This is a genomic window from Breoghania corrubedonensis (genome assembly GCF_003053845.1).
Lineage (GTDB): Bacteria > Pseudomonadota > Alphaproteobacteria > Rhizobiales > Stappiaceae > Breoghania > Breoghania corrubedonensis.
The window spans coordinates 13,699-34,692 of the sequence record NZ_QAYG01000006.1 but is presented as its reverse complement, the minus strand read 5'-3'; the positions used below and the strand labels follow the sequence as shown (position 1 = coordinate 34,692).

Annotated in this window: 20 protein-coding genes; 11 read left to right on the top strand and 9 right to left on the bottom strand. The window is 63.8% G+C overall.

The features are described from left to right. The first annotated feature begins 79 nt into the window (after positions 1 to 79). The gene (locus C8N35_RS15410) at positions 80 to 1,090 is read left to right on the top strand and encodes a flagellar motor protein MotA (protein WP_107990613.1); all 1,011 of its coding nucleotides are present in this window, start codon (positions 80 to 82) and stop codon (positions 1,088 to 1,090) included. Position 1,091: 1 nt separating this feature from the next. Then, positions 1,092 to 2,123: a peptidoglycan -binding protein gene (locus tag C8N35_RS15405; RefSeq protein ID WP_107990612.1), complete on the top strand. Its 1,032-nt coding sequence runs from the start codon at positions 1,092 to 1,094 to the stop codon at positions 2,121 to 2,123. 298 nt (positions 2,124 to 2,421) lie between these two features. Here C8N35_RS15405 and C8N35_RS15400 read toward each other — a convergent pair whose 3' ends face one another. Together C8N35_RS15400 and C8N35_RS15395 are read right to left on the bottom strand one after the other, a co-directional pair. Next, positions 2,422 to 3,141 (bottom strand): DUF1013 domain-containing protein, encoded by a 720-nt coding sequence (locus C8N35_RS15400; protein ID WP_107990611.1) that lies wholly within the window; start codon positions 3,139 to 3,141, stop codon positions 2,422 to 2,424. A gap of 149 nt (positions 3,142 to 3,290) precedes the next feature. After that, the gene (locus tag C8N35_RS15395; protein ID WP_107990610.1) at positions 3,291 to 4,289 is read right to left on the bottom strand and encodes an NAD(P)H-quinone oxidoreductase; all 999 of its coding nucleotides are present in this window, start codon (positions 4,287 to 4,289) and stop codon (positions 3,291 to 3,293) included. A gap of 136 nt (positions 4,290 to 4,425) precedes the next feature. On the opposite strand from C8N35_RS15395, the gene C8N35_RS15390 reads away from it, so the two are divergent. Then, positions 4,426 to 4,620, top strand: a complete 195-nt coding sequence (locus tag C8N35_RS15390) for a DUF1192 domain-containing protein (protein WP_107990609.1) — start codon at positions 4,426 to 4,428, stop codon at positions 4,618 to 4,620. 614 nt (positions 4,621 to 5,234) lie between these two features. Further along, positions 5,235 to 5,756 (top strand): protease adaptor protein RcdA, encoded by a 522-nt coding sequence (rcdA, locus tag C8N35_RS15385; protein ID WP_107990608.1) that lies wholly within the window; start codon positions 5,235 to 5,237, stop codon positions 5,754 to 5,756. A gap of 164 nt (positions 5,757 to 5,920) precedes the next feature. Here rcdA and rpmE read toward each other — a convergent pair whose 3' ends face one another. Continuing rightward, positions 5,921 to 6,145, bottom strand: a complete 225-nt coding sequence (gene rpmE / locus C8N35_RS15380) for a 50S ribosomal protein L31 (RefSeq protein ID WP_107990607.1) — start codon at positions 6,143 to 6,145, stop codon at positions 5,921 to 5,923. A gap of 331 nt (positions 6,146 to 6,476) precedes the next feature. Here rpmE and C8N35_RS15375 point away from each other — a divergent pair, with 331 nt between their 5' ends. After that, on the top strand, positions 6,477 to 8,297 hold the full coding sequence (locus tag C8N35_RS15375) for an ABC transporter transmembrane domain-containing protein (RefSeq protein WP_281261779.1): 1,821 nt from the start codon (positions 6,477 to 6,479) through the stop codon (positions 8,295 to 8,297). 110 nt (positions 8,298 to 8,407) lie between these two features. On the opposite strand, the gene C8N35_RS15370 is transcribed toward C8N35_RS15375, so the two are convergent. Together C8N35_RS15370 and C8N35_RS15365 are read right to left on the bottom strand one after the other, a co-directional pair. Further along, a complete protein-coding gene (locus C8N35_RS15370; protein ID WP_107990605.1) occupies positions 8,408 to 9,196 on the bottom strand; it encodes an SDR family NAD(P)-dependent oxidoreductase in 789 nt (262 codons plus the stop codon). Between the two features lie 138 nt (positions 9,197 to 9,334). Further along, a complete protein-coding gene (locus tag C8N35_RS15365) occupies positions 9,335 to 11,248 on the bottom strand; it encodes a propionyl-CoA synthetase (protein ID WP_107990604.1) in 1,914 nt (637 codons plus the stop codon). 278 nt (positions 11,249 to 11,526) lie between these two features. On the opposite strand from C8N35_RS15365, the gene C8N35_RS15360 reads away from it, so the two are divergent. Beyond that, complete coding sequence (locus C8N35_RS15360) at positions 11,527 to 12,285, top strand: sulfite exporter TauE/SafE family protein (RefSeq protein ID WP_107990603.1); 759 nt, start codon at positions 11,527 to 11,529, stop codon at positions 12,283 to 12,285. Between the two features lie 236 nt (positions 12,286 to 12,521). Beyond that, entirely contained in the window at positions 12,522 to 14,147 is a 1,626-nt protein-coding gene (locus tag C8N35_RS15355) for an acyl-CoA synthetase (RefSeq protein WP_107990602.1), read from the top strand. Positions 14,148 to 14,170: 23 nt separating this feature from the next. Here the strand turns inward: C8N35_RS15355 and C8N35_RS15350 are convergent, their stop codons facing one another. Continuing rightward, positions 14,171 to 14,800 carry a MarC family protein gene (locus tag C8N35_RS15350; RefSeq protein ID WP_107990601.1) on the bottom strand — a complete coding sequence of 210 codons (630 nt, stop codon included), beginning with the start codon at positions 14,798 to 14,800 and terminating at the stop codon, positions 14,171 to 14,173. 160 nt (positions 14,801 to 14,960) lie between these two features. Continuing rightward, entirely contained in the window at positions 14,961 to 15,137 is a 177-nt protein-coding gene (locus C8N35_RS15345; RefSeq protein ID WP_107990600.1) for a YdcH family protein, read from the bottom strand. Between the two features lie 545 nt (positions 15,138 to 15,682). On the opposite strand from C8N35_RS15345, the gene C8N35_RS15340 reads away from it, so the two are divergent. After that, complete coding sequence (locus tag C8N35_RS15340) at positions 15,683 to 15,889, top strand: YdcH family protein (protein ID WP_107990599.1); 207 nt, start codon at positions 15,683 to 15,685, stop codon at positions 15,887 to 15,889. Between the two features lie 145 nt (positions 15,890 to 16,034). On the opposite strand, the gene C8N35_RS15335 is transcribed toward C8N35_RS15340, so the two are convergent. After that, positions 16,035 to 16,685 (bottom strand): GGDEF domain-containing protein, encoded by a 651-nt coding sequence (locus C8N35_RS15335; RefSeq protein ID WP_170122120.1) that lies wholly within the window; start codon positions 16,683 to 16,685, stop codon positions 16,035 to 16,037. A gap of 197 nt (positions 16,686 to 16,882) precedes the next feature. On the opposite strand from C8N35_RS15335, the gene purE reads away from it, so the two are divergent. The 3 genes from purE to C8N35_RS15320 all read left to right on the top strand — a co-directional run bounded on the left by purE (position 16,883) and on the right by C8N35_RS15320 (position 19,527). Continuing rightward, on the top strand, positions 16,883 to 17,380 hold the full coding sequence (gene purE / locus C8N35_RS15330) for a 5-(carboxyamino)imidazole ribonucleotide mutase (RefSeq protein ID WP_107990597.1): 498 nt from the start codon (positions 16,883 to 16,885) through the stop codon (positions 17,378 to 17,380). 3 nt (positions 17,381 to 17,383) lie between these two features. Beyond that, positions 17,384 to 18,487 carry a 5-(carboxyamino)imidazole ribonucleotide synthase gene (locus tag C8N35_RS15325; protein WP_107990596.1) on the top strand — a complete coding sequence of 368 codons (1,104 nt, stop codon included), beginning with the start codon at positions 17,384 to 17,386 and terminating at the stop codon, positions 18,485 to 18,487. A 215-nt stretch (positions 18,488 to 18,702) separates the two neighbouring features. Beyond that, positions 18,703 to 19,527, top strand: a complete 825-nt coding sequence (locus C8N35_RS15320) for a phytanoyl-CoA dioxygenase family protein (protein WP_107990595.1) — start codon at positions 18,703 to 18,705, stop codon at positions 19,525 to 19,527. A gap of 25 nt (positions 19,528 to 19,552) precedes the next feature. Here C8N35_RS15320 and C8N35_RS15315 read toward each other — a convergent pair whose 3' ends face one another. Further along, positions 19,553 to 20,941 (bottom strand): MATE family efflux transporter, encoded by a 1,389-nt coding sequence (locus tag C8N35_RS15315; RefSeq protein ID WP_107990594.1) that lies wholly within the window; start codon positions 20,939 to 20,941, stop codon positions 19,553 to 19,555. Positions 20,942 to 20,994: the final 53 nt, after the last annotated feature.

Here is a 20,994-nt window from a genome sequence, read left to right as displayed (position 1 = left end):
TTACCGATTTCCGGTTTCATTGGGCGCGGAATTCACGCTATCACTGCCAACAGGTTAACAAGCTTGGCCGGCGGACCCGATGGCACGCGATCTCGATCCCTATAAGCTCTCCAGCCCGCAGATCTATCTCTGGCGGATGCTGATCTTCCTCGCGCTGGTGAGTTTCATCCCGATCATCCTCTACCGGCCGATCGCCACCGCCTTTGCCTCCAATCCCTTCCTGAACGGCGTCATCATCCTGGTCGGCGTGCTCGGCATCGTGCTCTCCTTCATCCAGGTGGTTCGGCTGTTTCGGGAGGTGAACTGGGTCAACGGCTTCCGCCTCGGCGATCCGGGGCTGGAGGTCCGCCGCCCGCCCGTGCTGCTGGCGCCGATGTCTGTGCTGCTCGGCAACCGCATCGGCGAGATGGCGATCACGCCCCAGGTCATGCGCTCGATCATGGATTCGATCGGCACCCGCCTCGACGAGGCGCGCGAGCTGGGGCGCTACCTGACGGGCCTGCTCGTCTTCCTCGGCCTTCTCGGCACCTTCTGGGGCCTGCTGCAGACGGTCAGCGCGGTGGGCGACGTCATCCAGTCGCTCAATGTCGGCTCCGGCGATGCCAACGTGATCTTCGAGGACCTGAAGACCGGTCTGGAAGCCCCGCTCGGCGGCATGGGCACGGCGTTTTCCTCCTCGCTCTTCGGTCTCACCGGCTCGCTGCTGCTCGGCTTTCTCGAACTGCAGGCGACCCAGGCCCAGACCCGTTTCTACAACGAACTGGAAGACTGGCTCTCCACCGTCACCGAGATCGAGATCGACGACGAGGGCTCGCCCTATCCGGTCGAGCAGGCGAACAACTACTCCGAACTGCGTGTCGCGATCGACCAGCTTCGCCGCACGGTTCAGGAAAACGGCGCTTCCAGCGGCAGCCGGGCCACTTCGCAAGCCATGGCGAACCTCGCGGAAGGCATTCAGGGCCTCGTCCAGCACGTGCGCTCCGAACAGCGCATGATGCGCGAATGGGCCGACAGCCAGTCCGAACAGCAGGTCCGCATCGAGAGGCTTCTGGAAACCCTTTCCGACGCGCTCAAGAACCCGAGGGACTGAGATGGCGATTTCGCGCGGCCGCGGTCGTGACCGAAGCACCAACTACTGGCCGGGTTTCGTCGATGCCATGGCGACGCTGCTGCTCGTCATCATCTTCCTGCTCGTCGTCTTCATGCTCTCGCAGTTCTTCCTCTCCCAGGAAATCTCCGGCCGCGACACGGTTTTGAACCGGCTGAACTCGCAGATCAGCGAACTGACCCAGCTTCTCGCCCTGTCGCGCGGCAACAACCGCGACCTGCAGGACCAGATCGCCTCCCTTCAGGCCAATCTGGCGAGCACGCAGAGCGACAAGGACCGTCTTCAGGGCCTCGTCGACAACAAGACCGGCGCCGCCTCCCAGGCCGGCGGCCGCATCGCCACTTTGGAAAACCAGCTTTCCGACGAAAAGCGCCTGTCGGCCCGCGCGCTCTCGCAGGTTGAGCTCCTCAACCAGCAGATTTCGGCGCTACGCCGCCAGATCGCCGCCCTTGAGGATGCGCTGGAGGCATCCGAGAGCCGGGACCGCGAGAGCCAGACCAAGATCTCCGATCTCGGCCGCCGGCTGAACGTGGCGCTCGCCCAGCGCGTGCAGGAGCTGTCGCGCTACCGGTCCGACTTCTTCGGCCGCCTGCGCGAGATCCTGTCCCAGCGCTCCGACATCCGCGTCGTCGGCGACCGTTTCGTCTTCCAGTCGGAGGTTCTGTTCTCGTCCGGCTCCGACGAGATCAACGTGGCCGGCCGGGAAGAACTCGACAAACTGGCGGAGGCGGTGAACCAGCTGGCTGGCGAGATCCCCGACGAAATCAACTGGGTGCTGCGCGTCGACGGCCACACCGATGCCCGCCCCGTCTCGCCCACCAGCCGTTTCCGCTCCAACTGGGAACTGTCGGCGGCGCGCGCGATTTCCGTCGTGCGTTATCTGATCGACAAGGGCGTGGACCCGAAACGGCTGGTCGCCGCCGGTTTCGGCTCCAACCAGCCGCTGGATGACGGCACCACCGACGAGGCCTACGCCAAGAACCGCCGCATAGAGCTGAAGCTCACGACGCGATAGGTAAAGGCGGAGCGCGCTTTCGCGCGCACGTATTGCGCTGGATTCCGGGTCTGGCCCAAGTGGGTTTGGGGCGCCTGCGGCGCAGACCGCCCGGAATGAGGGCGTCTGTGGGAAACTTCAAGCTAACCAAGCATTTCCTCATTCCGGACAAGTGAGGCAAAGGCCGAACGCTGAGCCGGAATCCAGCGCAACAAGCGCGCGCGAAAGCGCGCTCCGCTTCCTTCCTCCACCACCCCGAGCACGGAACAAAAAAGGGCGCCCGAGGCGCCCCTTTCCAATCCGTAACTGACGGGAAATCCTATTCCTCGTCGTCCCCGTCGTGGCCCTTCTTCAGCGAAGTGAGCTTCGCGAACACTGCCGCCGCATCGTATTCCTGCTCGGCAGGCAACTTGGGCGCGGGCCTGGCGAAGGCTGCGGCCATGGCGTCCTCGGACGTGGTGTCCTCGACGGGCAGGAGAGTGACGGCCTCTTCCGGCTGCTCCACCGGCGGCGGGGCCAGACGCGCGGCCTTCTCGACTTCCATGTCGAGTTCCATCTGCGAGCACAGGCCGAGCGTTACCGGATCGGACGGCGTCAGATTGGCAGCGTTCCAGTGGGTGCGCTCGCGGATCGATTCGATCGTCGGCTTGGTGGTGCCGACGAGCCGCATGATCTGCGCGTCCTTCAGTTCCGGATGGTTGCGCACCAGCCACATGATCGCATTCGGCCGATCCTGGCGCCGTGAGACGGGCGTATAGCGCGGCCCCTTGCGCTTGGCCTCGGGAACGCGGGTCTTCGGCGTGGAAAGCTTCAGGGTCGCCGACGGGCTCTTCTGCACGCGTTCGATCTCATCACGGGTCAGCTGACCCGTCTGGATCGGATCGAGACCCTTGATGCCCTGGGCGGCTTCGCCATCCGCAATCGCCTTCACTTCCAGCGGATGCAGCTTGCAGAAGACGGCGATCTGGTCGAAGGACAGCGACGTGTTGTCGACCAGCCAGACCGCGGTCGCCTTGGGCATCAGCGGCGTGTTCGCCATTTTGATAAGCTCCTCTCGTCCGGTCCCCCGGGGTGCGTCCCGGGAAAGCCGCAAATCGTCAAATTGACGGGAAATTAGGCCGAATATATGCGTTCCCCCGCCATGACGCAAACCTCCAATTACATAGCCGGACTGAAAATGCCGGCCATTCAGACGGTGAGCACGATCTTGCCGATATGGCCGGAACTCTCCATCCGCGCATGCGCCTTCGACGCGTCCGTGAGCGCGAAGGTGGAATCCATCACCGGCTTGACCTTGCCCTGGGCGATCAGCGGCCAGACCTTCTCTTCCAGCGCGGCGGCGATCGCCGCCTTGAAGGCGGTATCGCGCGGGCGCAGCGTCGACCCCGTATGCGTCAGGCGTTTGGCCATCAAGACGCGAAAGTCCGCCGTATCGGTCGCTCCGTGCAGTGTCGCGATCTGGACGATGCGCCCCTCCACCGCCGCCGCCTTCCAGTTGCGCGGCACGTAATCCCCACCGACCATGTCGAGAATCAGATCGACGCCGCGCTTGTCGGTCACCTTGCGGATCTCGTCCACGAAATCCTGCGCCCGGTAGTCGATCGCGAGATCCACGCCGAGTTTCGCGCAAAAGGCGCATTTCTCCGCACCACCCGCCGTTGTGTAGACGGTGGCGCCAAAGGCCTTGGCAAGCTGGATCGCGGTTGTGCCGATACCGGACGTGCCGCCATGAACGAGAAGGCTCTCGCCCGCTTTCAGTCCGCCCCGGTCGAAGACGTTCGACCAGACGGTGAAGAAGGTCTCCGGCACCGCCGCACCTTCCTCAAAGCTCAGCACATCCGGTTTTGCGAGCGCGTTTGTCTCCTCCACCTTGCAGAATTCGGCATACCCGCCCCCCGCCGTCAGCGCCACTACGGCATCGCCGACCTTGAAGCGCGTGGCGGCCGGCCCGACGGCGGCGACCTCGCCGGCCACTTCCAGGCCCGGCAGATCGGAAGCGCCGGGAGGCGGCGGATAGGCGCCCTGGCGCTGGAAGACGTCCGGCCGGTTCACACCCGCCGCCTTCACCCGGATCAGGATCTCGCTGCCGGAAATTTGGGGCAATGGCCGCGTCTCGGGTACAAGCGCCTCCGGGCCTCCCGGCACGGGAATGGCGATCGCGGTCATCGTCTCGGGCAGATTGCTCATGGCGTCCTGTTCCTTGCATTGACGCAGGGTTTTTCGAACCCTCGTTGCTGTGGGATGTAGCCCGCACGCGCGACACTGACAACCGTCTCGTCGCTCTGTTAGGATGTCGGCTTCGTACCGTTCCGGGAGAAACCAAATGGCTCTTGCCGACGACGAGACACCACGCATCGCAACGGCCCTGCATACGCTCGGTCAGGATCTGGACGTGCTTTCGGTGGAGGAACTGCAGGAACGCATCACATTGCTGCGCGCCGAAATCACCCGGCTGGAAACGGAACTGGAGCACAAGTCCGCGACCCGCTCCGCAGCAGACGCCCTGTTCAGCCGATAGAGCGCCGCAAGACACTCCGTCCCGGATTGGCACCCGCGTCCGCCACCGGGTCGGAGGACGGCGAACCTTCCCCTGCCGCCCTTTTCCTACCTCGACGTCAGCCGACTGATTCTCACCACACTTGCCCAGACAACCCAACGCTGACCGGTTTTGGGGCGCCTTGTTTACCATGCATTAAGCATTCTGGATTATTAACAAAAACATCCAGAATTTCTGGACCTTGAGTGGCTCCTGTCCACTCTGTTTGACGCCTCCCTGTTAACTTCTCAAGAGCCGCACCCTTGCGGCTCTTTTTTTTTGCCTCCCATTTACGCTATGCTGTCACATCGCTAGGCGGTCGGCAGACGCTGAGCGAGCAGCCAGTTTTCCCGAAAGGCGAACATCGGGACCATGTCTGGCACGCCCTTTGCGCTGAACAGGTTTGGAAAACGCAACCTGGATCGTATTGGGACAAACCTGCGAAGGATGCGTCTGTTTCATTTCGAAGGTCGGGCACGCAGAACGGCCGGACCATGAATGCAGGCGAAACGTCACGCAAACCGCCGTGAGGCGGAGCGAGATCCTTCCTGGCGCAAATGCCGGTACGATCGAAACGGCAGAGAGTACAGAGTGCGATGACGGACCAATTTGAAACCTTCACCGGCGGTGCCCCGATTTCGTTCGCGAACAGGCTCATCGGGTCGGAGTCCTTCAACGAACTGTTTCGCACTGGCATGGCGCTGGTGGAAGAGACCGCGAGCTATCTCGACGGCCCCGGCCGCGACGCGTCGCGTACGCTCAATCGTGCAGGCTCGCTTGTCTACGCGACCGAATCGATGCGCCTGACAACCCGCCTCATGCAGCTCGCCTCCTGGCTTTTGCTGCAGCGCGCCGTCAACGAAGGCGAAATGACCACAGCCCAGGCCGGGCAGGAAAAGAACAAGGTCAACCTCGCCGCGCTCAGCTCCGCCACCACCGGGCCGGGCTGGGAAGAGCTCCCCAACGAGTTGAAGGACCTGATCGCGCGCTCGGTCCGCCTGCAGACGCGCGTCCAGCAGCTCGACAAGGCGATGTCGGCCGAACCCATGCCGCGGCCCGCCAACACAAACCCGGTCAACCAGCAGCTCGATCGTCTCGCCGCCGCCTTCGGCGCCTGAGACTTTCGGCGCGCGGCATCTCCCCGAGAGGTGCGGACCGGAGAGCGCGAACCGGATGCGGTGCGCGCTCTGGTTTTTGCCGCGCACGCCTCCGGATTCTCGATCCGCCAACAAAAAAGCCCCGGTCGATGCCGGGGCTTTTTCGTGTTCCGTGGCGGGTCGGCTCAGTTGCCGAGGATGCCGTGGTACTTGTTCTTGAAGCGGGACAGACGGCCACCGCGGTCGAGCAGCGTCTGCTGGCCGCCGGTCCATGCCGGATGCGTGGTCGGGTCGATGTCGAGACGCAGCTCCGCGCCTTCCGCGCCATAGGTCGAGCGGGTCATGAACTCGGTGCCGTTGGTCATGACCACTTTGATCATGTGGTAGTCGGGATGGGTATCGCTTTTCATTGCCGGATCCTCTCGCCACGTTGTCCGGGCCGATGCGACCATCAGGATACAACGCTTCGCTCAATCAAGATCGGCCGCACACTCCAGGCGGCGGCCGGAAACAGTCGGGCGAGGCTATAACCCACTCCGGCGCGGCTTTCAAGGTTTTCGCCCACCTTGAGATGTCACTTCGACCCGGGCATTGTGAAACGTACGAGGTGCACGCCAATTCCCGCTCCCCCGCATGGCGGGAAATCGCCTGTCTCGCGCCGGGCGATTGCGGATTGTCCCCATATCTGCAAGATGCCACGGCGTGCACGATGAATTTGCTTTTCCAGTATGGAGTTGACCCTTGGCGCGGCGAAACAAGAACGAAACGGGCTCCGCGACGCAATCAGCCGGAAAATCGCGGTCCCTCAAGCCGCTCGGAATGCTGGCACCCTATCTGGGACGCTACCGTCTTCAGGTGGCCGCCGCTCTCGTTGCGCTGATTGCCGCGACGCTGGCGACCCTGGCCGTTCCGCTCGCGGTCCGGCGAATGATCGATTTCGGTTTTGGCGGCGGCGATCCGGGCTTCATCGACAGATATTTCGCCATGCTGGTGGTGGTGGTTGCCGCCCTGGCATGCGCCTCGGCCGCGCGCTACTACTTCGTCACCTGGCTCGGCGAGCGCATCGTCTCCGACCTGCGCGTCGACGTTTTCGCCCATATCACCCGTCTCAGCGCCTCCTTCTTCGATACCGCGCGCTCGGGCGAGGTCGTCTCACGGCTCACCGCCGATACCACCCAGGTCAAGGCCGCCGTTGGTGCCTCCGTCTCGGTTGCCCTGCGCAATCTCGCGCTCTTCATCGGCGCGGCGACGATGATGGTGATCACCAGTCCCCGCCTTTCGGGCCTCGTGCTGCTCGCCATTCCCTTCGTGGTCGTTCCTCTCATCGTCTTTGGCCGGCTGGTGCGCCGGCGCTCGCGTCTGGCGCAGGACACGCTCGCCGATGCCTCGGCCTACGCCGTGGAGGCGATCGGCGCCATCCGCACGTTGCAGGCCTTCACCAACGAGCACTTCGCCTCCAGCCGCTTCGCCGCCCAGGTGGAACGCGCCTTCAACGCCGCAAAGGCGTCCTTCACCGCCCGCGCGATGCTGACCGCCTTCGGCATGTTCGTGGTCTTCGCCTCGGTCGTCGCCGTCATGTGGATGGGGTCCAAGGATGTGCTGGCTGGCAGGATCTCCGGCGGCGCACTCGGCCAGTTCGTGCTCTATTCTGTCTTTGCAGCTGGCGCGCTCGGCCAGCTTTCCGAAGTCTGGGGCGAGCTTTCGCAGGCATCGGGCGCTGCAGAACGGCTTGCCGAAATGTTCCAGATCGAGCCGGAGATCCGCGCCCCCGCGAACCCCAGGGCTCTTCCCGTGCCAGCCCAGGGCGCCGTGCGCTTCGATCAGGTGAGCTTCGCCTATCCCTCCTTGAACGACGAGCGCGTGGCCGATGGTATCGACATCGATATCCCCCCCGGCGAAACCGTGGCCGTGGTCGGCCCCTCGGGTGCGGGAAAATCCACCCTCTTCCATCTCCTGATGCGCTTCTACGACCCGCAAGCAGGGACCGTCTCTCTGGACGGCGTCGACCTGCGCGAGGCAGATCCGCAGGAGATACGCCACCGCATCGCGCTGGTGCCGCAGGACAGCGTCATCTTCGGCGCGACAGTGAAGGAGAACCTGCTCTACGGCCGCCCGGACGCCAGTGAAGAGGATATCCGCGCCGCGGCGGTCGCGGCCCACGCCGATACCTTCATCCAGGCCATGGCGCATGGCTACGACACGATGATCGGCGAGCGCGGGGTCACCCTCTCGGGCGGTCAGCGCCAACGCCTGGCGATCGCGCGTGCGCTGCTGAAGGATGCTCCCGTGCTGTTGCTCGATGAGGCGACCTCGGCGCTCGATGCCGAGAGCGAGAAACTGGTGCAGACCGCGCTCGACCGGCTGATGACCGACCGCACGACGCTGGTCATCGCCCACCGACTCGCCACGGTGCTGAAGGCCGACCGTATTCTGGTGATGGACAAGGGCCGGATCGTGGAACAGGGCACGCACGATGAGCTTATCGGCCAGAGCGGTCTTTATGCCCGCCTCGCCCGGTTGCAGTTCGAGCGCGGCGCACAAGGTCTGGAAGCGGCGAAGTAGGGTTCCGGTTCACAACGGCTAAGGGCCGCACACACCCAATCCTCCCCCAAACGAAAAAGGCGGCTCGTCGTGAGCCGCCTTTTTCAATTCCGTAGCCTTGAGGGCGCGCCCTATTCCTCCGGCACGTCCACCGTGTAGTTGAGCGGCAGGCGGCCACCATCGGCATAGACGGTCTGGCCGGTGACGTAGCTCGCGCCTTCATCCGCCAGGAAGGCGGCGATGGAGGCGATTTCGCGCGGCTCGCCGATGCGCGCCATGGGCGTGCGCGACAGGATGCGGGCCCGCGCGGCCGGATCGTCGTTCACCGAGGCCAGCATATCGGTCATGATCGAGCCAGGCCCGATCGCGTTGACGCGGATGCCATGCGGGGCGAGCGCCACGGCCATCGCCTTGGTGAGCTGGTTCACGCCGCCCTTGGAGACCGTGTAGGGCAGCTGGGTGTGCAGGCCGAAGACCGCGTTGACTGACGACATGTTGACGATCGCGCCCGCCGGTCCGCCGTTCTTCACCCGGTCCACCATGTGCCGGGCCACCGCCTGGCCGCACAGGAACGAGCCCTTCAGGTTGATGTTCAGGACGCGGTCGAACTCGGCCTCGTCGATGGTGAGGATGTCGCCGGGACTGACGATACCCGCATTGTTGATCAGGACATCGACGTCGCCGTAGGTATCGATTGCCGCCGCGATCAGGTTGCGCACGTCCAGTCGCTCGCTGACGTCGCAATGGACATAGGTCACCTCGCCGAGCGCCTTCAGGTCGGCTTCCGCGGCTTCGCCCGCCTCGTCGTTCACATCGGACATGACGACCTTTGCGCCGTCCTCCACGAAACGCCGGGCAATGGCCAGCCCGATGCCGCGCGCGGCTCCGGTGACGATCGTTACCTTGTTGGTGAGGGCCAAGGGAATTCTCCTTTGTTCGCCGAACGGCTGATGCGCCTTTATAACGCTTCGTGTCGCGACGAACAGGCCCCCCGCCAACCGGCGAGGGGCGTTTTCCCCGCGAGAAGCCGCAACGCCGGGATGCGCCGCGCGCTCCGTTCACCCGCCGCGGGTGATCCCGCGGGCGCGGATGGCATCCGCGATCTCGTCGAGAACACCGGGATCGTCGATCGTCGCAGGCATGCGGAACTCCTCGCCATCCGCGATCTGGCGCATCGTCGCGCGCAGGATCTTGCCCGAGCGGGTCTTCGGCAGACGGTCGACGGAAACCGCGATCTTGAAGGCCGCGACCGGGCCGATCTCCTCGCGCACCCGTGCGATCAACTCGCGCTCCACGTCCTGGGGCTCGCGCTCCACCCCCGCCTTCAGCACCACGAAGCCACAGGGAAGCTGGCCCTTGAGCTCATCGGCGATGCCCACGACGGCGCATTCGGCGACGTCCGGGTGCCCGGCCAGCACCTCCTCCATGGCACCGGTGGAGAGCCGGTGGCCGGCGACATTGATGATGTCGTCCGTCCTCGACATGATGAAGAGATAGCCGCCCTCGTCCCGGTAGCCCGCGTCCGCGGTCTTGTAGTAGCCGGGGAATTCCGCCAGGTAGGCATCGCGAAACCGCTTGTCGTTGCCCCACAGCGTTGGCAGGCATCCCGGCGGCAACGGCAGCTTGATGACGATGTTGCCGAGCGTGCCGTCCTCGACCTCGTGGCCCGCGTCATCGAGGATGCGGATGTCATAGCCCGGCATGGCAACTGTGGGCGAACCGTACTTCACGGGAAGCTGGCCGAGCCCGACCGGATTGCCTGCGATGCACCAGCCCGTCTCCGTCTGCCACCAGTGGTCGATGACGGGAACGGAGAGCTTTTCCTCCGCCCACTTGATCGTTTCCGGATCGGCACGCTCGCCCGCCAGGAAGAGCGTGCGGAAGCCGGCCAGATCGTACTCGGAAAGAAGCCTGGCCTCCGGATCCTCCTTGCGAATGGCGCGAAAGGCCGTGGGCGCGGTAAACAGCGCGGAGATGCCGTGGTCGGCGATCACCCGCCAGAAAGTTCCCGCATCCGGGGTTCCCACGGGCTTGCCCTCGAAGAGCACGGTCGTGCAGCCATGCAGCAGCGGCGCATAGACGATGTAGGAATGGCCCACCACCCAGCCGACGTCAGAGGCCGCCCAGAACACCTCTCCCGGATCGATCCCGTAGAGGTTCGACATGGACCATTTGAGCGCGACCATGTGGCCGCCATTGTCGCGCACCACTCCCTTGGGCTGACCGGTCGTGCCCGACGTATAGAGGATGTAGAGCGGATCCGTGGCGGCGACGGGCACGCAAGCCACTTCGCGGCCCTTCTCCATCTCGCTCTGCATCGCGGCACCCGCATCGATGTCGCGGCCCTCCACCAGATCCGCGGCCAGCTCTTCGCGCTGGAAGACGAGGCAGGCGTCCGGCTTGTGGGTCGCCTGATCGATGGCCGAACTGATGAGCGGCATGTAGGCGATGGTGCGGTTGGGCTCGATGCCGCAGGAAGCCGCGATGATCGCCTTGGGCGTGGCGTCATCAATGCGGGTGGCGAGTTCGTGCGCCGCGAACCCGCCGAAGACGACGGAATGGATCGCGCCGATGCGCGCGCAGGCCAGCATCGCCATCACCGCTTCCGGGATCATCGGCATGTAGATGATGACCCGGTCGCCCTTCGAAACGCCCTGATCGACAAGCACGCCGGCCAGCGCATTCACCCGGTCGAGCGTTTGGGCGTAGGTGTAGGAGAGCGTCTTGCCGGTGACCGGGCTGTCATAGATGATCGCCGGCTGACCGGGCCTGTCGCGCTCAACGTGGCGGTCGAGACAATTGTAGCAGGTGTTGCATTCCGCCCCCACGAACCAGTACCCGAAGGCGCCCTGGTCAGGATCGAAGACCTTGTCCCACGGCTTCGTCCAATCGATCTCGGCTGCGGCCTTGGCCCAGAAATCCTCCGGATCGTCCTGCCAGGCACGATAGACATCGTGATATCGGCTCGCCATGGTGTTTTCCTCCCACATCGCAGGCGTATTTCTCGCGGGCGACTTTGTCGCAAAGAAGCAGAGTAAAGCAAGCGGGAGCGTTTTCGACTTTGGACTGGATCAAAGGGCGCAGATTGTCGCAGGCATGAAAGTTCGGGCGCGGCAAATGACCTCGTCCCGACCACGTACCCCTCGTCTCACCACGGCTCCCTCCTCCGCTCCAAGCGGTTTCCTCGTGCTACGAACGCCTGTAGGCTGCGCCATTCCCGCCGCCCCGCCCCAGCACGAGCTTCCCGCCCTTGCCCCTCATCGCCGATCCCTGGTTCTACGCCGTCGCCGTGCCCGCAGTGCTGATCGTCGGGCTTGCCAAGGGCGGGTTCGGCGCGGGGCTTGCGATGCTCGGCGTGCCCTTGATGAGCCTCGTGATCTCGCCCGTCCATGCCGCCGGCATCATGCTGCCGATCCTGTGCGCGATGGACGTGGTGGCTGTCGTCTCGTATCGCGGCACCGCGCATCGAAGGAGCCTGATGATCCTGCTGCCCGGCGCCCTTGTCGGCATCGTCCTGGGCTACGCCACCGCCGCCTGGGTGGATGAAGCCTATGTCCGCCTCATCGTCGGGCTCGTGACGCTTCTTTTCGTGCTCGATTACTGGACCGGCGGCGCGGCGCGGCCCGCAACCAGACCGAATGCCGCCAAGGGCGTCTTCTGGGGCACGGTGGCGGGCTTCACCAGCTTCGTCTCCCACGCCGGCGGCCCGCCCGCACAGATGTACCTGCTGCCGCAAAAGATGGATCGGGTGCTGTTCTCGGGAACGATGGTGCTGACATTCGCGGTGATGAACGCGGTGAAGCTCGTGCCTTACGCGCTGCTCGGCCAGTTCGACCGGGCAAACCTCCTGACCTCGGCGTGCCTGCTCCCCCTCGCCCCTATCGCGACCTATGTCGGCGTCCGCCTTGTGCGCGTCGTCTCGCAGGATTTGTTCTACAAGATCACCTATGTCGGCGTTTTCCTGGTCTCGCTCAAACTGATCCGGGACGGGCTGGCCGGACTTTTCTAGAGCGCTTGCCGATCAAACGAACCCGTTTGATCGGCAAGAAACCGCTCCAGATCAATACCTTGAGCATATTCCGATCAGACTGAGTAAATCTGATCGGAATATGCTCAAGGCGCGGAGCAAACGTTCCACACATGCGCTGACCTCACCTTACGTCCGCTTGCCGTGGAGCGCGGCTTGGGATTTGATGCCCCGACGTCGCCGAACGACATTCGGCTTGCAGACACTCGGGAGGAACCGTGTCCAGTCCCTATTCCGTCGATCTCGACAAGAACCCCGCCAACTATCAGCCGCTCTCGCCGCTTTCGTTTCTGGAAAGAGCCGCCGCGGTCTTTCCAGACCACGTCGCGATCATCCACGGTACGCTGCGCACGACCTACCGCGACTTCTACGCGCGTGCGCGCCGCCTCGCCTCGGCTCTGGAAAAGGCCGGTATAGGCAAGGGCGACACCGTTTCGGTGATGCTGCCCAACGCGCCGGCCATGCTGGAGGCGCACTACGGCGTGCCGATGATCGGCGCCGTGCTGCATTCCATGAACACCCGGCTCGATGCCGCCATCATCGCCTTCCAGCTCGACCATGCGGAGACGAAACTCGTCATCACCGACCGGGAATTCTCCAAGGTCATGAAGGAGGCCCTGTCGCTCGCCAGCGTGAAGCCGATCATCATCGATTATGACGACCATGAATTCCCGCAGGACGGCGAACGCCTCGGCTCGATCGACTACGAGTCCTTCCTCCAGAGCGGCGATCCGGAATTTGCATGGTCCCTGCCCGCCGACGAATGGGACGCGATCAGCCTCAACTATACATCCGGCACGACCGGCAATCCCAAGGGTGTCGTCTACCATCATCGCGGTGCGGCCCTGCTGGCGCAGGGCAACGTCATCACCGGCGGCATGGCCAAGCACGCGGTCTATCTGTGGACGCTACCAATGTTCCACTGCAACGGCTGGTGCTTTCCCTGGACGCTGTCGATTATCGCCGGCACGCATGTGTGTCTGCGCTGGGTACGCCAGAAGCCGGTCTGGGACGCGCTCGCCGACCATGGCGTGACCCATCTGTGCGGCGCGCCCATCGTCATGTCGACGATCCTGTCGACTCCGGACAAGGACAAGCGCGCCTTCGACCAGAAGGTGGAGTTCTTCACAGCCGCCGCCCCGCCGCCGGAAACGGTGCTCGCCGCGATGAAGGAGGAGGGCTTTAACGTCACCCATCTCTACGGCCTGACCGAGAGCTACGGTCCCGCTGTCGTCAACGACTGGAAGGCGGAATGGGACGCGCTGCCACTGGATGAGCAGGCTGAGAAGAAGGCGCGCCAGGGTGTGCGTTACGCCGCACTGGAGGCCCTTTCGGTCAGGGATCCCGACACGATGGAGCCGGTTCCCGCCGACGGCGAGACCATCGGCGAGGTGATGTTCCGCGGCAACGTCGTCATGAAGGGGTATCTCAAGAACCGCGAGGCTTCGGACAAGGCGTTCGCCGGCGGATGGTTCCATTCCGGCGATCTCGGCGTCCTTCATCCCGACGGCTACATCCAGCTCAAGGACCGCTCCAAGGACATCATCATTTCCGGCGGCGAGAACATCTCGTCGATCGAGGTCGAGGACACGCTTTACAAGCACCCCTCGGTGGCCGCCGTCGCTGTGGTTGCGCGGCCGGACGAGAAATGGGGCGAGACTCCCTGCGCCTTCGTGGAGCTGAAGCCCGGTGCAAGTGCGACCGCGGAGGAGTTGATCGGCTGGTGCCGCGAGCATCTCGCCCACTTCAAGTGCCCGCGCCACATCCTCTTCGAGGAGATCCCGAAGACGTCGACCGGCAAGATGCAGAAGTTCAAGCTGCGCGAGATGGCAAAGGCGGTCTGAGGGCGTTCAAGACGGAACGCCCCTTACAGTCCGAAGCGGACGATGATGGCGTTGATGACATTGTCGACCGCGACGGCGGCCAGGATCAGTCCCATCACCCGGGAAACGATCGAGGCGCCGGCCTTGCCGATAAGGCGCTGAACCGGCATCGCCATCAACATGAGGACAAGCGTGATGGCCAGCACGCCAATCGTGATGGCGGCGGTCACAAGCTGGGCGGTGAGCGGATAGACGTCGTTGTCGGTGAGCACCACCACGGCCAGCATCGCGCCCGGTGAGGCGATGGAGGGGATGGCCAGCGGATAGACCGCCCATTCCGCATCGTTCATGGAGATCTGCGACAGCTCCTTGTCCGGCTTGGAAGGGCCGAAGATCATCGTCAGCGCGAACAGGAACAGCACGATGCCGCCGGCGATCTGGAAAGAGGTCAGGTTGACGCCGATGGCATTGAGCACCGGCTGGCCGGCGACGAGAAAGCCGATCAGCACCAGCGCGGCGAAGAGCACGGCGCGCAAGGCCACCGCGCGCCGACGCTCATGGGCGATAAAGGCCGTCACCGCGATGAAGACCGGCACCGTTCCCACCGGGTCGACCACGGCGAAGATAGTCGCGAACTGATGGAGGACCTGGGCAAGGGAGACGTCCAGGAACATTCGCGACGGACCTCTTCGGGCGGGATGGATCAAAAGGAGTGATGTGGGAAGACGTTACCGCGCGAATGCGACAATAAAATGCCGCGATCCCGGTTCGGGACCGCGGCTGCGGTACAACCTCCACAGGGAACCGCGGTTCCCGCAGGCCATAACCGAAAAACTAGTGAAGGGTCTCCTTGCGAAGGCGCGTTATCTGGTCCTTGATGTTCAGTTTGCGGCGCTTGAGATTGGCGATTGCGAGGTTGTCCGTGCTCGGACTTACCATCGCTTTTTCGATCTCGCGTTCGAGGTCGGCGTGACGCCGTTCGAGCTCCAAGAGATGCGACTGCAAGGACATTGGGCAAAGCCTCCTGTGTAATTCGGCTAGGACGACAGAAGTGTGACACAGGCCATCAGCGGTGTCGAATACCGCGCGACCGGTGAGTGAACGAATTGACCACCTTCAAAGGTTCAATTCTGGGCCGATTTTCGATAATTCGGTGACGTGCATGGCTTACCGCATTCGCATAAGGACGTGATAACCAATTGAAAACAAAAGATTCCGGGCGCGGGCGCGGCAGTTTTACGCCAGCGCGCGGCAAAACCTTCCGCGACGCAAGGTCGCGAGGCACGAACTAACCCGGACTGCATGAATTCACGAGGTCGTGAACCTATTCCGTAGGGCAAACCACGGTTCCCGGACCTTCGATCCGGTTTTCCGGTAAATCGGCTTCCAGCAGATGCGATGTGCCCTTCGAATACGACACATCTTCCAGTATGCTGCGCCGTGGGGTATGGCTTAGGGACTTCTTCTTGTCGATCAGACCGGTCCGGCCTGATCGCGGGGCGCTCAAGGCCTTGACGCGCCTGCCGCAAAGACGGCAGCGCTTGCGGAACCGATTGATGACAGAAGACATGGAACAGGCGCTGCGCGCCGAACTCGCGCAATTGCGTCAGGAACACCGGGACCTCGACGCGGCCATCGCCGCGATGACAGAGACCGGCAAGGCCGACGCCATTCAGATGCAGCGGCTGAAAAAGAAGAAGCTCTGTCTGAAGGACCGCATCTCCGCGATCGAGGACAAGCTTCTTCCCGACATTATCGCCTGATCATACGGGCACACGAACGCCGGGTGGCCCCGCTAGAGGGCGATCCGCTCAGACGGAACCGCCTGAGCGACAAGAAACCGCTCAAGATCAATAACTTGAGCATATTCTTGTCGATCAGATTGAGTGAATCCGATCGGAATATGCTCTAGCGGGATTTGACCCGATACATGTCCCTGTCGGCCCGGTCGAGCACACCGGCAGCGCTGTCTTCGAAGGCGAGCGTGGCCACGCCGAGCGAAGCCGACAGCAGCACCGATCTTCCCTTGTGAACGAAGGGCGCGCGGGTCAACGCGTCAGACACCTCGCGCGCCACGGCGCGCGCCGCGCACTCATCGGATTTCCACAGAAGCGCGACGAATTCGTCGCCGCCGATCCGGCCCACGACATCGGACCGGCGGAGCGCCTGCAACAAAACCTCTGCCACATGCTTCAGCGCCGCGTCGCCCGCCGCATGGCCCAGCGTGTCGTTGATCGACTTGAAATTGTCCAGATCCGCGTAAATCAACGCCACATCGGATTGATAGCGTGAGACGAAAGCTATGGAACGCTCCAAGACCCGTTCAAAACCGCGGCGATTCAACAGCCCGGTCAGAACATCGCGCACCGCATCCCGCCTCAGTCGGCGGATCTCCATGCGCTGGGCATTCACCACATCGGTCAGTCTGGCGACCTCGTCGCGCAGATCTTCGACCTGTTCCGTCGCATCCGACAATAGTCCCGGATCTTCCAGACACATAGCCTTGGAGAAATCCTGGTTCCGGGCACCGCCCGTCGTTTCTGCACCCGCCAGCCTCATGGTTGGACCCCGCTGCATTGCGGCTTACAGCCTATTCGATTTGGCGGTATGGCGTGAGGGTTTTACCTGACCTTGTCCAAGGACAACACCAATCATGGTTAACCGCTTGCCTGCCCGGACATGACTTCTATAATCCGCGCCTTTCCCGCAAAAGAAGCCGATATCCGCAGCACATATCGGCAGCCCAGGGACGACAGATGGTTAAGAGCACGCACCTCGTCGCGATCATCATGGGCAGTCAATCCGACTGGCCGACCATGAAGAATGCGGCAGACACACTTGATGCGCTGGGCATTGCCTATGAAGCGCGCATTGTTTCCGCCCACCGCACGCCCGATCGGCTGGTCGCCTTTGCCAAGGGCGCGCGCGATGCCGGCATCAAGGTGGTGATCGCGGGAGCGGGCGGCGCGGCCCATCTCCCGGGCATGGTCGCCTCCATGACGCCACTGCCCGTCTTCGGCGTGCCGATCGAATCAAAAGCCATGAAGGGCCTCGACAGCCTCTATTCCATTGTCCAGATGCCGGCCGGCGTTCCGGTCGGAACGCTCGCCATCGGCCGCTCCGGCGCGGTCAACGCCGCCTTGATGGCGGCAAGCGTGCTCGCCCTTGGCGATGACACCCTCGCGCAACGGCTCGACGACTGGCGCTCCCGCCAGAGCGAGGCTGTCGCCGAACACCCCGCCGACGAGGCCTGAACGATGACCGTTTCTCCCCTCGCGCCCGGCGCCACTTCTCCCCTCGCGCCCGGCGCCACGATCGGCATTCTGGGCGGCGGCCAGCTCGGCCGCATGCTGGCGCTCGCAGCAGCCCCGCTGGGCCTCAAGTGCCACATCTATTGCCCCGACGAAGCAAGCCCCGCCTTCCAGGTGAGTGACGCGTTCACCCTCGCGGCTTACGACGACGAGGCCGCGCTGGCCGCCTTCGCCGACGCCGTCGACGTGGTCACCTACGAATTCGAGAACGTGCCGGAGGCGACCGCCCGCTTTCTGGAAGAGCGCACGTTGCTGCGCCCCGGCGCCGGCCCTCTCGCCGTCGCCCAGGACCGGCTGTCCGAAAAGGAATTCCTGAGTTCCATCGGAATCCCACTCTCGCCCTTCGCGCCCGTGAACGAGCCCGGGGACATCCCCAAGGCGGCGGCCGTCACCGGCTTGCCGGCGATCCTCAAGACCCGTCGCATGGGCTATGACGGCAAGGGCCAGACCCGCATCGAGAGCCTCGATGACGCGGCAGCCGCGTGGGAGCGCATCGGCAAGGCGCCCGCCGTTCTGGAGGGCGTCGTCGGTTTCGCGCTTGAATGCTCCGTCCTTGCGGCGCGCGGCGCGAACGGCATGACGGCGGCCTACGACATCGCCGAGAACGAACACCACAATCACATCCTGAAGTGGACTCATGTCCCGGCCTCGCTTTCGAGCGAAACCCAGGCCGAGGCCCGCGCGCTCGGGATGAAGGTGGCAGAGGCCCTCGACTATGTCGGCGTACTGGCGGTGGAGCTTTTCGTCGTGCGCGAGGATGGCGCCGAACGGCTCGTCGCAAACGAGATCGCGCCCCGGGTCCACAATTCGGGCCACTGGACGCAGGACGGCTGCCTTGTCTCGCAGTTCGAGCAGCACATCCGCGCGGTCGCCGGCTGGCCGCTGGGGACGACCGAACGGCGCTGCGATGTGGTGATGGAAAACCTGATCGGCGCGGATGCGGAAAGCTGGGCCGAGATCATCGCCGAGCCTTCGGCCCGCCTGCATCTTTATGGCAAGAGCGATATCCGTCCGGGCCGCAAGATGGGACACGTCAATAGGGTGAAGTAGCGGGCGCCGGCGATGCCTGCAGATGACAGGGAAACGGCCCGACACGTGTGGCCTTTCACGTCCCTTTTTCGCCCCGGACCCGCGTGACTGCGAACGCTACACGCCGCGCCTCTCGCACGCCGCACCACCGCCGACGTTGCGAGATTGATTCCGCGATACCCCAACGTTAGTAGTTGGCATATCAAAACACAACGCCGGGAGGTTACGGTTATCGAATGGCAACGGATGCGGCGTTTTACATCGACGAAATCGACAAGAACGGATACTGCGTGATACCGGGTGTCTTCGCGCCCGAAAAGACCAGTCCAGCGCTTGATTACCTTTCTGGTTACTACAGGCAGGAAGATCTGAATCCGAATACCGGAAGTTCGCAACTGGACCTCGGCAACGATCAGATCGTCTGGAATCTGCAGAACAAGGATATTCTGTTCTGCGATTTCCTGTTTGGATCGCCGGTGATCGAAGAAGTTCTCAAGGCCTTTCTAAACGACGAATGGTACAAGGAACTGCCGGCCGAAGGTCCCAACTATATCCTTCATACATATATGGCACGGTCCGGTGGGCATGCTCCATTACGGTTGCACATCGACTCATTGATGCCCTGCATCGGCCCCTTCACCACGGCCGTTTCCGTTCTCGTCTGCCTGGAACGGCAGGACCTGGAGAACGGCTGCACCGTTGTGGTGCCCGGATCCCACCTATCGGGACAATACGTGAAGCCGGAAGACCGCGCGCGGGCAATTCCGGTCCCGGCGAACGCCGGCGACGTGATCGTGCTGGACAGCAGGATCTGGCACGGATCGGCCCCAAACGATAGCGGACGCTCGCGCTGGCTCCTCGTCGCCACATTCATACGCTGGTGGTTGAAGCAGGGCTTCAACATCCCCGGCAATCTTCCAGAAGAAATCTACACGCAACTGAACCCGTCGCAAAAGGTGGTGATGGGGTTCTGCTCCATCCCGCCTGAAGACGAATCCGATAGGCATAGCGCCAAGCTCGGCCTGGAGTCTTTGAAGCCATCTGTCTCGGCCTACAAGTGACCCCGATCCGGCTGGGGCTGTTGATCTACACCAGCCCCAGCCGCTCCCGCCAGGCAAAGCGCCAGATCGCGGCGACGGAGACGAAGGCGAGCCCGCTCGCAAGCCCCCACCACAGCCCCACACCGCCCCAGCCCGCCCAGAAGGCCAGCATATAGGCGAGCGACATGCCGCAGCCCCAGTAACCCGCCACCGCGATGAGCATCGGCACGCGGGTATCCGAAAGCCCGCGCAGAATGTTGCCGGCCGCCACCTGCGCCCCGTCGAAGATCTGGAACACGGCCGCGACCGCCAGGAAGCTCACACCGGCCGCGATCACCGCGGGCGTGTCGGGATTGTCGTCATTGGTAAAGGCACCGATCAGCACTTCCGGGATCGTCCAGAAGACGATCGCCGCGCACAGCATGAAGCCGACCGACAATGCCAGCGTCGTCCAGCCGGCCCGGGCGATGCCGTCGTGGTCGCCGCGTCCGTGGGCCAGTCCGATGCGGATCGTTCCCGCGACGCCGAAGCCGAGCGGCACCATGAAGGTGATCGAGGAGCATTGCAGCGCGATGCCGTGGGCCGCGAGCGGCACGGTGCCGATCCAGCCCATCATTGCGGCCGAGCCCGCAAACAGCCCGACCTCCGCCAGGATCATCAGCCCGATCGGCCATCCGAGCTTCACGATCTGGAAGAACACCGACCAGTCGCTGCGCCAGAACCGGCCGAGAATCGCGAAACGGCGCAGCCGGCGATGCCGGAGCGTGTAGGCGAGTATCAGGGCGAATGTCGCCGTCGCCGTCGCCGTTGACGCGATCCCCGCCCCGGCGAGTTCCAGCCGCGGCGCGCCGAAAGCGCCGAAAATCAGCACGTAGTCGAAGAACGCGTTGACCGCCGCCCCGGCAAGCGTCGTCCACAACAGAACCTGGGTCATCTCCATCACAGAAACGAAGTTCCTGATGCCCATTGTCGCCAGCGACGGCGGCAACGCCCATTGCAGGTAGTGCATGTACAAGCCGGCGGTGTGCGCGATCTCCGGTTTCTGGCCGAGCCAAAGCAGGATGGCCTCGGTCTGCCACATCAAGACCATGGCGGGTACGGAATAGGCGATCACCACCCACAGCCCCATGCGCACCGACCGGCGCACGTCGCGCATCCGCTTTTCCCCGCGCGCCCTGGCGGCGATCGGCATCACCGCCTGGATGAGGCCGGAGCCGAACAGCCAGATCAGGATATAGAGGTTGAAGGCCAGCACGGAGGCCGCCAGCGGCTCCGTTCCCAGGTGACCGATCATCAGGACATCGGTCGTGTTGATCGCCATCTGGGCGAGCTGGGCTCCTGCGATGGGCAGGCCCAGCACCAGCGTTGCGCGTATTTCGCGAATCCAGACAGCGGCGCCGTTCTGCGCGGCGCGATCACTCGCCAGCGAAGCCATGAGGCTGCTCCGAAATCTGATTCGCCGCGGTCCGGGGTCGAAGGCGAATGACA